Here is a 13,857-nt window from a genome sequence, read left to right as displayed (position 1 = left end):
CGACCGCAGTTGTGGTGAGAGCGCCTATAGCGGGGTGTTGGAGTGCGCCGAAGATGATCATGGCTGCGGCTTGGGGAGATCGTCAGTGATCTGCTGGCCGCGCGGGTCGCCCAGATAGGTCAGTGCCTGGGCGGCGTCCCTGCACCAGTCGAGCCAGTCCGGGTCGCCCCAGTAGTCGCCGATCAGTGTGTGCAGCGCGTGAATTGCCGCCTCAGGGTCCAGGGGTGCGAGCCGGTTCGCCGCGTCTTGGCGGTCGTCGAAATGGATGTCTGCTCCGGCGAGGTACTCCAAGTCCGGGCGGGCGCGTTCGTCCCCGGCAGTCAGGAGTACTTCAGCGGCTCGTACCCGGACGGAGCCGTACAGGTGGGAGTCGTGGACGAGCCGGTGGCAGGCGTCCCTCCCGCGTACCGGGTCCAGCTCCAGCAAGGAGCGGGCTGCCAGAAGGCGGTCGCTGAAATCCGGGCTGTGCGGGTCATCGTTGAACTCCTCGTCCAGGAGTTGGTCGTCCACCAGCGTCTCGAGCGCGGTGGTGCCCTCCTGGAGATCCAGTTCCGCCAGCACGCTCGCCGCCCAGACGCGTGAGGTGGCGTCGCGGTCGTCATCCGCGCTTGCTGTTGCCATGGCCTGCACGGCCATCTGGACCAGCGGTTTCCACGTGTCGGCGAGCAGGGTGCCCAGGGACAGCTGGGTGGCGATCAGCAGGCACCCGCGGATGTTGTCGGGCACCGCCAGGGCCCTGAGCACAGTGGCGGGGTCGGTAGGCGGGGCGGTTCCAGGGTCGATGAGGAAGCCGATGTAGGAGGCGGTGTCCAGCGGTGCACCCCACGGGGTCGTCCCCCAATCCTCCTCCCACGGGCCGAGCAGCCGGTCGAGCTCACGGGCATGGGCAAGAGGGGTGCGCGCGAGGTGGCGGGCAGCGCAGTACTCCTGAAGGGTCTGGTGGAGGAAGGCGAAACCGTCCCCGGAGCGAGTGAGCAGCCCGCTGCGCCCCAGGACCGAGGCCAGGAAACCGTTCCAGTCGTCCTCTGGCACGGCGCGGGGGCGCCGCACACTGTCCAGGGCGGCCAGCGCGCCGACCCAAGACGTTATGCCGCCGCCGCGGTGGCCATACGCCAGGCTGTCGATCATGTCCGGCAGTTGATCGAGCAGGTCATGTGCTCGTGACACGGCCGCGGGGCCGAAACGGGCAAGGGCGGCTTCGGTCTGGCTCCGCACACCCGACAGGTCCCTGCCGCTCATCCGGCGGTGCAGCAGGTCGGTGAATCTCGCGTACAGAGCCCCCCGGGTGGCCGGCAGTGACTGCCCGGGATGGGCGGCATAGAGCTGGCACAACATCGTCGTCATGAGCGGAGTACGGGCGAAACCGGTCAGGTGCGCGTCGTCCAGCACGCGGACGAACCGGCCCGCCACCTCCCGGGAGTCGGGCACCCCCAAGCCGTCCAGGATGCGCTGGGCCGCGCTGGACAGTTCACTGCGGGAGAAGGGCACCAACTGGTAGCGGGGCACGTCGTGGCCCAGGATGCGGAGATCCTTCCCGGGAAGCGGCCGGGTGGCTACGACGAACCGGTACAGGGGGTCGGGGCTGGCGGCGAAGTTGGCCAAGGTGCGCAGGAGGTTCTGCCGGTCGTCCGGGTCGGTGATCTCATCGAGTCCGTCGACCAGCACGAGCCAGCAGGCGCCCGGGGCGGGCCTGTTGAGGAAGAGCTCGTCGGACAGCGTCTGCTGCAGCGCGAAAGCGGCCAGTTGTGTGGTTGCCGCTGCCGCCAAAGCACGTGGCAGGGGAGAGCCGAGCAGCGCTGTGGCCGGCACGGTCACCCCGAGCATCTGCTGGTCCTCACGGGCCAGCCAGCGTTCGGCCGAGTCGGCCTGCACCGCGCGCAGGAGGCTGGACTTCCCGCCGCCCGGGCCGGCAAGTACCAGGCACACGGGTGTGCGTCCCAAGAGCGCGGGGGCGTCGGCAACATCGCTGGGAGACTGATCTGCTGGACTGTCGCGCCTGCGCCCGTTCTCCGAGGCGACCCGGTGCAGGCGCTGCGGCACATAGACGGAACTCAGCGACGGCGCGCCCGCCTGCCCGGCCTCGGGATAGGGATGGGTCTGTGCTGCGAGCCGGCTCGCGCGCACGTAGTCGGCCAGGTCCGGGCGGGTCAGCTGCAGCGTGACGTCGCGGAGCTTTTGCGGCGTCAGGCGCTTGCGCAGGACCGCCTCCGGTACATCGGGCTGTGTCACCAGCGCCTGCCAACGCGGTCCCAGACGCCCGCCCATCGCGAGCCTGACCCGGTTGAGGAGATCCGCGTGCAGCACCTCGACGTCCCCGGCCCGCAGATGCGGGGCCAGGGCGAAGAGCACATCGCGGTTGCGGCGCTCCAGCTCGTAACGGTCCGGCAGTTCCTCAATGCGTACCAGCCGCAGGAACTCCGCAGTCTCGGCAGCGTCCGCATCGAGATGCCTGGCGATCCGGCCCAGCCGCTCCGTGCTGTCGCCTCCCTGTCCCTGCGCGAGGGCCCGCACATCCGCCTCGGAACTCACCGGACCCTCCACGCCGACCGTCAGGACGTACGGAAGGTCCCTGTGCTCCCGCAGGGCCCGATGGGTGCGCAGAAGGCTTGTTAGAGCCTTGCTCCGGAGCACCTTGGACAAAGTCCAACTGTCCTGCTTCTCGTAGGACTTGATCTGCTGGAAGTCCCACAGCGCCACATCGCCCGACACCGTGCCGTCGGCCCGGGCGACCAGGACATCCTCGAAATGCTCGCACGTCACATGGAGCACTCCGCCACCCGCCAGCATCTCCAACACCCCACGGAGTGCGGCCTGCGCCTGGTAGGTGAAACGCTCCTCGGTCGCCGAGCCCGTGTCGTCAGGTGCCGGAAGACGGCCTGGATCCTGCATCCCCCGATGATCCCCTCTGTGGGCCGGTCTCCTCCGGCGCAGCGTAGCGACAACCCGGCATGTGCGTGCAGGCCGCGCGGCCCGGGGCAGCCGTGAGCTGTTGTGGAAGCTGCGGCCGACTGCCCTGTCTGCTGGGCAGCTTCCGCCGCCATGCAGGGCGGGGTGTTGTCAGCGGCGGGCCGTAGGGTCGCTGCCATGGCTGACGAGGAAGCGGCGCGCGACGAGCTGGTCCGCAGGATGGAGGGGGACCACCGCCTGCTGGCGGCCCCGTCGGCGACGGCGCGGCCGTTGACGGTATCAGCGCCGCACCTGCTCAACACCGGAGACCTGCAGTGGGAGAGCGTCGAGCACTTGGTGGCGTGGCTGGTACGGCGGGTGGAGGGCTGGGAGGAGACCTGGCTCTACGGAGAGCGGGGGCAAAACCAGCACGGCATCGACGTCGTCGGTGTGACGGGCAGGAACGCGGCGGTCTTCCAGGCCAAACGCCTGAAGGAGTTCACCCCGTACGACCTCGAACACGCGGTGGGCCGCTACGCGCAGGGCAAGCGGCCCTTCGGAGCACGCCGGCTGGTCGTGGTCACCACCCATGACGCAATCCGCACGGAGATCGGCGAGAAGCTGTTCGAGCTGCGCGGCACGTACCCGGACCTGCAGATCGAGCTGTGGAACCGCAAGCACCTGTCGGACCTGCTGCGCCCGCACCCTGACATAGTGACCGCGTTCTTCGGGGTGGCTACCACCCAGCTGTTCTGCCCGGCACCCCCGGCGCCCATCCTCTCGCCCGCCGAGGCGAACGAGGGGCCCGACGCGCAGGCCCTGTTGCGCGGGCCGGTAGCCCATCTCGGGCTGGACGGGGACCTCGCCGCCGCGGACCAGGCCCGACCGGAGAATCCCGCGACGACCGCCGCCGCTTACGGCCGGATTGCCGAACAGCTCGAACAGACCCTGTACCGTCCCTATGCCCGGGCGCTGCGCGCCCGGCAGGCCGCGGCCCTGCATGAAGCCGGCGACACTGACGCGGCCGTGCGGGTGGACGTGGCTCGGATGGCCCGCGACCTGGTTGAGGACCGTGCCTTCGAGGCCCGCGCCGTCCTGCTCCGCTTGGCGGACGAGCACGTGGAGGCGGACGATGCGCTGATCCGCACAGTGAACACCCTGGGAAGTCTGGCCGAGTTCGAATTCGAGCACCACGTCACCCTCGACGACGTCGCCGAACACCTCGACGCCCAACAGGTCGACGATCCCAGCGTGCTCCAGGCAGCCACACTGTTCGCTGAGCACGCCCTGGCACAGCACCGGACCGAGCTGGTGACCCAGCGCGCACAACACTTCACCGCGATCGCCGAGACCGCCAGCGCCAGCGACCTGGACACCGCCCGTTTGCGAGCCTGCCTGGCCGATGCTGACCCCAGCGGCGACGCCTGGCGCGAGTTGCACCGCACCGCCCGCCACACCTACCCGATTCCCGTCCGTGGTCTGCTCGCTGCCCGCCGCGCCCGCTTCCTGGCCACTACCGGCGACATGCACGGCGCCGTCGACGGCTACTACGACGCGGTCGAGCTCGCACTGGCGGCCCGCACTCACCAGGACGCAGGGGAGTGGCTTGCCGCCCAGCGCTTGGTCCTCAGCCGCATTCCGCAGGCCCTCGACGACCCCGAGAAGATCTTCAGCGCCCACGGCTTCGAGCAGGTCCTGCGCCAGGCCAGCCGTGACAGCGTTCTGCCCGCCCTTCAGGACACCCGGGCATCGGCCATGTTCGACCTGGTACGAGAGAAGTTCCATGATGCCCGCCAGCACCTGCTGCAGTACCGTCGGCGTGCCGTAGCCATGGGCAGTTGGGGGCACCAGTGCGAGGCCGAACAGCTCCTGGCCCGGCTGCACTTGAAAGTCGGGAACACCGCCACGGCGATGACCCACCTCATGAATTCCGGTGTAGCCGAAAGCGCCAAGGCCGTGCGCACCTTCCTCCCGGACCTGCCCGCCCAGGCGCTGGACTGGCCCGCGCCCGAGGACCTAGCCGGCCGGCCGACGTGGGAACGCACCTGCGCCTTCGCCATCACCGAGCGCATGGCCGACGCGCTCACCGACAGCTCGGCCAGGACATGGATCGCCGCCGCCCTGCAAGAGGTGGCCACGGAAGCCGCCCGTGAAACCAGTCTGATCGCCCTCTCCGACGCCGCCTGGGGCGCCCTTGCCAAACTAGCCCCCGCGGCCACACTCTCCCAGGCGCAGCGCACAGCTTCCTTGGCCGACCCGGCCGCAGCGCCAGCCCGCTTCACCACGATGCGGGCACAGGCGTGGGCCCTGGCCGCAGCATCCGAGGCACACGACACGCTGGCCGCCGCAGCCGTAAAACGGCTGACCCGGGCCGCGCTGAGCAACAGCGACCTCATCAGCACCGTCGTCACCCATGGCGAGAAACTGTTCAGCCGTCACCTGCAGATCGTCGCCAATGCCTGCACGGCACCAGCACGCCAAGGGAGCCTCGACGCACTGCGCTTGCTCCTGCTGGCAGGTGCCGAACCGGGCGCGTGCCGTGAGGTCATCTCCGGCCGGCTCCACCGGGACCCCGGCGCCGAGCCCGGCGACCGCCTCCAGCTCGGCCCCGCAGAACTGGTCCTGCTGGGCGAACAGGTGCTGCCGCCCACCGTGCTCACGCCATGGGCGCCGCGGCTCGCCGCACAGGTGCAAGAGCCCACGGGACAGGGCGAACAGCGCTGGGTTCTCGACGCAATGACCGTGGCTGCCTTGGCCCTGCCTCGTGACGAGCAACAACCGTACGTCGACATTGCGTTGCGGGCTGCCCGCGGTGAACTCACGGCCGACCAAGGCGACGAGCTCACACGGGATCACCCTCTGGACCGCTTCCGCCTCCGCACAGGCCCGTCTCTGCTGCCCCAGCAGGGCTTGGTGAGTGCCGCACGGCTGGCCGGCACCGACCCGGCCACGGCGGACAGCATCGTCACCCTGGCCCTGACGCAGCTCCGGCATGCCGCCGACGCGGAAGCGCGACTGATCGCGAGGGCCCTCAGCCGCCTCGCACCGGACCTTCTGCCCCCGCTGACCACTCTGGCCGTCCACCACCAGCCGTGGATCCGCTGCCTTGCGACCTCCCTCGGCAACGCCGACAGCACCGGTCTCAGTCTGTGCAGGAACCTCCTCGCTGACGACCCCGACTGGCGCGTGCGTGTCAATCTCGCCCGAAATCTGCCCGATGGACACAGCCTGCTCGCCCGGATGCGACAGGACGCCCACCGCCAAGTCCGCCAGGCCGCCGGACGGACCGCACGGCTGCCGGACCCCAACGCCACGTAGAGCGCTTCGCACCGGACTCGTCGTGCACGCTGACCCCTTCCTGCGCACTGGCTCTGAGGCTATGTGCGCCGGCGCGCTGGTCACGCGGCTGCGGGCGGCGTCCGTGGGCGGGGGAGGGCTATTCCAATGCGGCGATGAGGGGCGCCCACAGCGGATGTGAGTTGGCCGGGACGACAAGGTGCGCCTGTTGGCGGGCGCGGGTCATGACGACGTACAGCAGCCGTGAGTTGTTGGGGAAGGGCTCGCTTTCGTTGCCGTACCACTCGCCGTCGGCCAGCAGCAGGATCGTGGTGTCGGCCTCGCGGCCCTTGGTCTGGTGGAGGTTCATCACCTGGACCGGACGCGGGCGTGGCCGTGTGTCGCCCACCAGGGTCTCGTCACGGGCGCGGTGGAGTTCCTCGGCCACCGCCGTGATGCTCTGGTCCTGCTTGAGCAGGCGCAGTGCGCGGCGGGTGGTGGGGGCAGCCTGGGTCCAGGACTCCGGCCGCGGAAAGTGCCGATGCGTGCGTAGGCGCCGGTGACGATGCCGGCCAGGCGGTCGATAGCTCCATGGCCCTCTTAAGGGGGCCAGGGCAGTGACGGCCGGACGGCTCGACACGGACTCCAACTGCCCGTCACGCTGTGACCTGCTGTGAGACTTGCGAGGGCCAGGCGTTGTCGGAGACGCCGGGCACAATGGCGCGCATGGCACCCAAACCGCACTACCTGCCCGCAGCCTTGATCGGAGGGTTCGGCATGCCGGAGGCCGGCCGAGCGGCGGGCCTCCGGCACGCGAAGGTGCGCGTGCGCAGGCGGCAGGCGCCGGATAAGGTGTTCGGCCCTGTGAAGGCAGAGAACATCGCCTACCAGTACGGCATCTACGACGTGGACGCCCCCAGCAGCGATCTGCCTGCCGACTTCGCCGAGACCATGTGGCAGGAGTACGAGGGAACTCTGCCCGCCGCGATCCGCGCTCTTGAACATGGCACGTTCACCCGAGACGACTGGAAGACCATCCTGCTGCATGTCCAGGCGCAGTCCATCCGGCACCCCGACTACGAGCGCGTCGCCATCACCTACATCCAGGAGGACGGCGTGCCAGCCCCGGAACGCGATCACGTGCAACGCCAGCGGCAGACCACGTTCCGCGAAACACGGCAGTGGATGGCCAACGCACGCTTCGCCCTCATCCGGCGCGGCACGGCCGCGCCGCGGTTTGTGCTCAACGACAAGGGCTATATCCCCATGCACGACACCCAGCTCGACCTCAAGGGTGTGCTCTTCCCCCTCTCCGGAGAGACCGCCGTGCTGATGGTGGTAGGCCTCGCACTTCCGACTGACGACTACGAGGCCGGCCCGCTCGCCGAGCGCACCCTTAACGCCAAGGGCATGGAGATTGTGAACCAGATCGCCTGGACCGTCCCCGAGATCACCTGCGTGATGGGTCACCCCGGCGATGCCGACTACCTGCTGCAACTCTCGGAGACCGGGCCCACGGTGCGGCTTCCCCGACTCGGCCCGTACCGCGGCAACCGAGATCCAGGCTTCTACCACTGGGCGCTGGACGACATCGACCTGCCGCCTCTACAGCAAGGCCAGGACTTCCGATGGGGTGCCCAGACCGCCTAGGTATGGAGCCTCCACAGGCCGGTCACGGAGTGGTAGATCAGGTCAGTGGCGATGAGCCACTCTCCCGATTCCGCGATGGACCTCTGCTCCGCCTGGCCATGGCCAGCCATTGTCGGCAGCGGCTGTCAGAATCTGCAGCCATGGGTAAACGGCGAAATGCTACCGAGGTAGCTGCAGTTCGCGCTGCGTTGCAGGCCGAGTTCGTGTCCAATCTGTCCAACCCCGGCATGACGCTGGAAGACATGCGGCTGTCCTCCACGGACCGCTGCCAGTGGCGCTGCACGGCGGAAGGGTGCGGTCACCAGTGGCCCGCCCGGCTGCAGTTCCGCACCCGCACCGTCAAACCCTCGGGATGCCCTGCGTGCTGGAAGCGCCGCAATCGGGCTCCCGGCCCGGGAGAATCGCTGGCCGAGCTGAATCCTGCACTGGCACGGCAGTTCCGCCGTAACCTCAGCCGCCCCGACCGTGGCCCCGAAACTCTGCGCCCGCAGTCCCATGACCTGTGCGAATGGGAGTGCGCTCAGGGGCATTTCTGGCCGGCGAGGCTCGCTAACCGCATCAATGGACGCGGTTGCTCAGACTGCACCGGCCACGGCCGCTCCCCGTTCGAATGCAGCGTCGCCGCGCTCGTCGAGGCGGCCTCCGGGCTCAACGTGGAACTGGACCACCGCCTACGCCTGCCCGGGCGTAGAGAGGACCGATTCGACCTGTACCTGCCCCAGCCGGCCCCGGGCCTGCTTATAGACCTGGACCCGGAGTGGACCCACGGCAGGCCGGGAAGCCTGCGGCGTGACACCGCGAAGACGACGGCAGCACTCGCCGCCGGACTCGACGTGGAACGCATCCGAGCCGCGGCCTGCCGCCCGTTCCGGTGGATGGCCTGGCCCATCATGAGGCCGGGCCGGGGGTGAATCCCGAAGACTGGGCCCAGGCGGTGGGTGCCGTGTTGCGACGCCGCGGCCTTTCCTGGAGGCAGCTGACACCGGCCGAGGTCACCGCGGCGCTGACGAAGGGGGCGCAGCTGTGGGAGGAGGCCGTGGCTGGCCCCGAGGTGTCGGCCGTGGACGTGGCACCCCACCTGGAGGAAGAGTTCGTCGCGAACCTCACCAACCCCGGCAAGACCCCTGAGCGGATGCCGCCCGGCTGCAACGACGTGTGCCTGTGGCGCTGCCGGAAGTCGGACTGCGGCTACGAATGGAAGGCCGTACTGAACAGCCGGGCCCTTTCCGGCCGCGGCTGCAGCCAGTGCGCCCGCGCACGGGTGGGCGCGGCAAACAGCAGGCCGGACCCCGGTGAATCACTCGCCGAGGTCAATCCGACGATGGCCGCAGAACTCATCGAGGTCGTCGACCACCCCGGCTGGACCGCATTCGACCTGCTCCCCACGTCGAACAAGACATGCCGGTGGATGTGCCCCGTACCGCACTGCAGCTTTGTGTACCCCGCCCCACTAAACCGGCGCACAGGCCAGTCGAGCGGATGCCCCCGATGCGCTCGCCAACGCACCGTTGCTGCCAGGGTGCGCCCCAAGCCCGGCAAATCACTGCAGGACATGCATCCTGCCATCGCCGGTGAGCTTCTCGAAGTGATCGAGGAACCGAATCTGACCGCGAGGGAACTCAGGCCGAGCTCCACCAAAGTGTGCCGGTGGACCTGCTCGAAGCCTGGCTGTCCGGGACGATGGAAAGCCACGCCCGATCAGCGCTCCCGCCGTGGTGGGACCGGCAAACGCTGCCCGGTGTGCCACCCGCCGCGCAAAAGCCCCACCCGGGCGTGACCCCAACCCGCGCCTCGTGCCTTCTCGCCGCGATGCCGGTCGTGCCTGCTACCGAATCACGCCGCCGTCCGTCTCCGCCGACCCGGTTGGCGCGGACGGGCGGCGTGTGCGCCTCCACCAGCGTCTCCTGTGCTGTTCTCGCCAGCTGCGCAGCCGGTTGTCCACCGAGATCGTGCGCGGATGGTGGGGGCCGAGTGTGGTCCGGTAGCCGGTGAGGGAGCGCTCCAGCACATCGATGGCGGCCGTCCTGTGGCCGTGACTCCAGTGCAGCAGGGCGAGGTCGGCTTGGCCCGAGAGGGTTGCCGGGTGCGCCCAGCCCAGCAGTTGTCGGCGAGTGGTGACGGTGTCCTCCACCAAGGGGATGGCGTTGACGGCCTCGGGGTCGGCCGCAGCGGGCGTTTGACCCTCCAGAACCAGCCGGTTGTCCTGGTAGGGGAAGTCCTCCTGCAGTACGGCGAAGGCTTCCTTGGCGCGGTGGCGGAAGAGCGCCAGGGCAAGGTCTCGCCGCGCAGCGAGGGTCATGGGATGGGGGCGGCCAAAGAGCCGTTCGCTGGTGCCGATCAGCTGCTGCCAGTAGGCGACCGCCGTGCCTTGGGACAGGCGGTGCCCGGCCCAGCGCAACAGGTAGTAGCCCCGAACCTGCCACAGCAGGTCTCCGGCATACTCGGCGAGGCTGTCGATGTTGGTGTGCAGTGCGGCCCTGGTCTCGTGGTCGTGCCCGGAGACTTCTTCGCATAGGTCGATGAGTCCACTCGTGGCCGCCTTCACCACTGCGGGTAGCGCGGCCTGCGGGGTGCACTCGCGCACGGCACGTGCCGTGATGGCGTGCAGACGCACTGCCCGGGGACCGTTCTGCGTGTGGTCGACGAGCAGACCGTAGCGGTGCAGCAGACGGAGCGCTGCCTGGGCTTGAGCAGGGTCGACCGCTCGGGGCTCGCCGTCTTCGGCGGTGGGGTGTTGAGCGCTGAGATAGTGGATGACAGCGTCGCTGGCCCACAGGGAACGAGGGTGCCCGGCCGGGTCCAGAACGGCAGCCAGGCGCATGACCGGAACGGCCAGCCCGACCGGCTCGCTTGCCTGCGCGACATCGAGCGACAGCAGGAGAGCCGCAGCCACCTGACGGCCGTACCCCTCGGTGTCCGCGTCGCGCGGCAGCAGATCGTCCAGACGCGCGGCACTGCTGTTGAAACGGCGTAGATACTCCGCGCACCCGACGTTCTCATTGACCATGTAGGCGGCTGCGTGCGACAGAGCCAGCGGCAACAATCCCAGTGCATCGGCCAGTACGGCGACTTGTGCGTCCAGGAGGTGGCTCGCGTGTGCCGCGCTGAGCCGCTCATGCAGATAGGCATCGGCTTCCTAGGCGCTGTAGGTGTCGATGTCCACCACGGCCCGGCCGCCCCCGGACAGCAGCGCGTCGTGACGGCGGGTCGTCGCCACGACGCGACCGGATCCGAAGGCGGAGGACGGAGGCCACCACGCCTGCATCGCGTCCGGGTCGGTGAGGTCGTCGAGAACGATCAGCCATGAGCGCCGGGTCGTCGCCAGCCACTGAAGGAACAGCCCGGCGTCGGAGTCGGCACTCTGACCGAGAAGACGATCAGAAGCCGCTTCCACGGCGTACGCGGCGTGGGCATAGCGGGCGATGACCTGCTCGATGTCACTGGCGTCGACCCACAGCACCAGGTCGATGCCGTCCATCAGCGCCTGATGGGCGTAGGCGGCAGCGAGTTGGGTCTTGCCTACGCCCCCGCCGCCGGACAACACCTGGGCCAGCACCACCGTGGCATGCCCGGTCCTGACACGATCGATCCGGTTCCGCACCGCAGGCCGGGCCTGGAACGCGGAGGCGAGCACCGGCACCGAGCCCAACCGTATCGGCCAGTCCAGCGGCCTGCTCGGCGGCGGGGTGGAGAGCGTCACCTGGCTGACATGGCCGCTGATGGCCACCGCATGGGCGCCCAAGGCGACCGCGTCACCCGACCGTTCCACCCGCACGGTCCCGCCATTCGCCGAGGCCTGACGCCCCAAAGCCCGGTAACCGCTCAGCGCGTCGCCGCCGCCCACGGCCGTGGCATCGCCGCTCTCACTGACGCTGACGGACGGTGGCGCTTCGCCTGTGCCCTTCAGGGCGTCTGACGAACGCCCCATCCGAAACCGTCTCATCCGCCCTCCCGCCGTGTCCCCACCCACGCCAGCCTTAGCCGGTGTAGTCGATGCCGGTGCCGGCGCTGCTTCCCTGCCCGCGGGCAACCGCATCCCCACTCTGCTGAACACGAGCTGCTCTGTTGCCCCCGGCATTACGACGGCGAATGCCGGTATGAGCCGCCCCACCGCCACCCGCCTCAGCCCGCCCCGTCCGTACGGCGCTGTCCCGTGCCTCGGCGGCCGGGTAGAGCCAGGCCCACACCAAAGCGCCCACCCCCGTGGCGGCCTGTACCGAGGCCCCCACCATCTGCCCGGTATCCGGCCCGTCGAGCAGCCAGAAAACCGGAGTCGAAGCGATCACCAATACGGCAGCAGCCATCACCACGGCTCTCCGCCCACCCGACATGCTCCGCCCTCTCCTCACAACGCCACCGCTGTCCAGTGCCAGCTAACCGCGGGCACGAAGTAAGGACGGCTCATGCGATCACGGCAGTTCCCCACGCCAGCAACTCGCCCCCTCAATGCCCTAGCAGACAGCGACACGATGCAGCAACGACCGTGCCCTCTCGCTCGGCACCGGCATCGCGCCGCCCTGCACGGCCAGCCTGCCCTGTCCTCGGCTACGACGTCGTGGAGCCCGAGAACTGCCTGCCGCATGGCCGTTTGGGGGCGGCGGCACGCACAGCCGTGACCCTACGACCGCCGGCGGCGTTGACCGAGGTAGTGAAGAGGCTCCTGGGCTGACGTCACGTCATCTCTTGGCGCGGGTGCGTCCGGGCGAGCGGACGGAGGGCAGGTCGTCGCGCGTGTTGTCGGCTTCGAGGGCGTCGGCGGGCATCTGGCGGTAGGAGTGGAGGAGTTCGGCGATGACGGCGGGACGGACTTCGGCCGCCGTCACGAGCGCGGCCAGTACCTGGGAACGCGATGTCTGCTCCCCGGCCGAGGCCGCGGCCCGGACCAGGACGTCCAGTCTTGTGTCCACGTCCTCCGGCCAGTCGACCAGCGTCTTGCGTCGTGGACGCTGCCACAGCAATTCCACACGTCCCCCTCGCTGACAGCTATCTATATTGAATATATATTGAGCCCATGGTGACGGTGCTGCAAGAGCGTGCAGAACAACGGGACTTAGAGCGCGGCCCTGCGAGAAGGATCCGTGTGGCAGGCCGCACGCTGACGTTGACGCCGGTGTTCGACACCTACTGGCGTTTCGCCGCGGCGCGGCAGAAGGTCTACGAGGCACGCCTTGCCGGGAGAGCGGGGCCGTTCACGGACGATCCCATCCTGCAGCGGCATCGCTTCACCAACTGCTTCAGGGCCGCCGACCGGGTCAGCCAGGACCTGATCGGCGGCGTGATCTACCGGGGCGAGCAGGCGTGGGAGGAAGTCTTCTTTCGCACCCTGCTGTTCAAGATCTTCAACAAGACCTCGACGTGGCGGCTGCTGAACACCGCGCTGGGGGAGGTGCGGTGGGACACCTACGACTACCGGGCCTTTGACCGGGTTCTCTCCCGCGCTTTCACGGCGGGGCAGCGGTTGTACTCGGCCGCCTACATCGTGCCCCCGCCGCAGCTCGGCCAGCAGCGCAAGCACCAGAACCATCTGCGGCTGCTGGAAATGATGATGACCGCGGACGCGCCGCAGCGGGTGCTGTCCGCGCCGACACTGCAGGATGCCTACCAGGTTCTGCTGGGCTTCCCGGCGATTGGCCCGTTCTTGGCCTACCAGTTCGTGATCGACCTCAACTACGCGGCCGAGATGCCGTTTTCGGAGATGGACTTCGTCGTCCCCGGGCCCGGGGCGCGCGACGGGATCCGCAAGTGCTTCGGGCCGGCGGCCGACGGCATCGAGGCGGACGTCATCCGCTACATGGCAGACACCCAGGACGAGCACTTCGCCCGCCTGGGGCTCTCCTTCGCGGGACTGCGCGGGCGGCCGCTGCAGCTGATCGACTGCCAGAACCTGTTCTGCGAGGTCGACAAGTACGCCCGGGTCGCCCACCCGGACATCGCCGGGATCAGCGGCCGCAGCCGCATCAAGCAGACCTACCGGCAGCAGGCCGACCCGATGCCGGCCTGGTTCCCGCCCAAGTGGCAGCTCAACGCCCCGCCCGGGCCTTGAGA

General features: G+C 69.2%; 10 protein-coding genes. 5 read left to right on the top strand and 5 right to left on the bottom strand.

Going from position 1 to position 13,857, the window contains the following annotated elements; all coding sequences use genetic code 11:
* Nucleotides 1–57 precede the first annotated feature (57 nt).
* On the bottom strand, nt 58–2,889 hold the full coding sequence (locus ACQEWB_RS50525; RefSeq protein WP_432844562.1) for a dsDNA nuclease domain-containing protein: 2,832 nt from the start codon (nt 2,887–2,889) through the stop codon (nt 58–60).
* A gap of 150 nt (nt 2,890–3,039) precedes the next feature.
* Between ACQEWB_RS50525 and ACQEWB_RS50520 the strand changes: the two genes are divergently transcribed.
* Nucleotides 3,040–6,204, top strand: coding sequence for a hypothetical protein (locus tag ACQEWB_RS50520; protein ID WP_432844561.1), 3,165 nt, complete (start codon nt 3,040–3,042; stop codon nt 6,202–6,204).
* A 118-nt stretch (nt 6,205–6,322) separates the two neighbouring features.
* On the opposite strand, the gene ACQEWB_RS50515 is transcribed toward ACQEWB_RS50520, so the two are convergent.
* Nucleotides 6,323–6,610, bottom strand: coding sequence for a hypothetical protein (locus ACQEWB_RS50515; protein ID WP_432844560.1), 288 nt, complete (start codon nt 6,608–6,610; stop codon nt 6,323–6,325).
* 278 nt (nt 6,611–6,888) lie between these two features.
* Here ACQEWB_RS50515 and ACQEWB_RS50510 point away from each other — a divergent pair, with 278 nt between their 5' ends.
* The 3 genes from ACQEWB_RS50510 (at nt 6,889) to ACQEWB_RS50500 (ending at nt 9,589) form a co-directional block, all read left to right on the top strand.
* Nucleotides 6,889–7,812: a hypothetical protein gene (locus tag ACQEWB_RS50510; RefSeq protein WP_432844559.1), complete on the top strand. Its 924-nt coding sequence runs from the start codon at nt 6,889–6,891 to the stop codon at nt 7,810–7,812.
* Between the two features lie 188 nt (nt 7,813–8,000).
* Nucleotides 8,001–8,723 (top strand): zinc-ribbon domain-containing protein, encoded by a 723-nt coding sequence (locus tag ACQEWB_RS50505; RefSeq protein ID WP_432844558.1) that lies wholly within the window; start codon nt 8,001–8,003, stop codon nt 8,721–8,723.
* Nucleotides 8,720–9,589 carry a zinc-ribbon domain-containing protein gene (locus tag ACQEWB_RS50500; protein WP_432844557.1) on the top strand — a complete coding sequence of 290 codons (870 nt, stop codon included), beginning with the start codon at nt 8,720–8,722 and terminating at the stop codon, nt 9,587–9,589. Before ACQEWB_RS50505 ends, ACQEWB_RS50500 begins: the two co-directional genes overlap by 4 nt.
* Nucleotides 9,590–9,637: 48 nt before the next feature.
* Here the strand turns inward: ACQEWB_RS50500 and ACQEWB_RS50495 are convergent, their stop codons facing one another.
* The 3 genes from ACQEWB_RS50495 to ACQEWB_RS50485 form a co-directional block, all read right to left on the bottom strand.
* On the bottom strand, nt 9,638–10,852 hold the full coding sequence (locus tag ACQEWB_RS50495; protein ID WP_432844556.1) for a tetratricopeptide repeat protein: 1,215 nt from the start codon (nt 10,850–10,852) through the stop codon (nt 9,638–9,640).
* A gap of 96 nt (nt 10,853–10,948) precedes the next feature.
* Nucleotides 10,949–11,740 (bottom strand): hypothetical protein, encoded by a 792-nt coding sequence (locus tag ACQEWB_RS50490; RefSeq protein WP_432844555.1) that lies wholly within the window; start codon nt 11,738–11,740, stop codon nt 10,949–10,951.
* A gap of 748 nt (nt 11,741–12,488) precedes the next feature.
* Nucleotides 12,489–12,776, bottom strand: coding sequence for a hypothetical protein (locus ACQEWB_RS50485; protein ID WP_432844554.1), 288 nt, complete (start codon nt 12,774–12,776; stop codon nt 12,489–12,491).
* A 47-nt stretch (nt 12,777–12,823) separates the two neighbouring features.
* Between ACQEWB_RS50485 and ACQEWB_RS50480 the strand changes: the two genes are divergently transcribed.
* A complete protein-coding gene (locus tag ACQEWB_RS50480) occupies nt 12,824–13,855 on the top strand; it encodes a nucleotide kinase domain-containing protein (RefSeq protein ID WP_432844553.1) in 1,032 nt (343 codons plus the stop codon).
* Nucleotides 13,856–13,857: the final 2 nt, after the last annotated feature.

Source organism: Streptomyces sp. CA-249302, assembly GCF_050936785.1.
GTDB lineage: Bacteria > Actinomycetota > Actinomycetes > Streptomycetales > Streptomycetaceae > Streptomyces.
The sequence above is the reverse complement of the archived record's forward strand: the minus strand, read 5'-3'. Positions and strand labels throughout refer to the sequence as shown.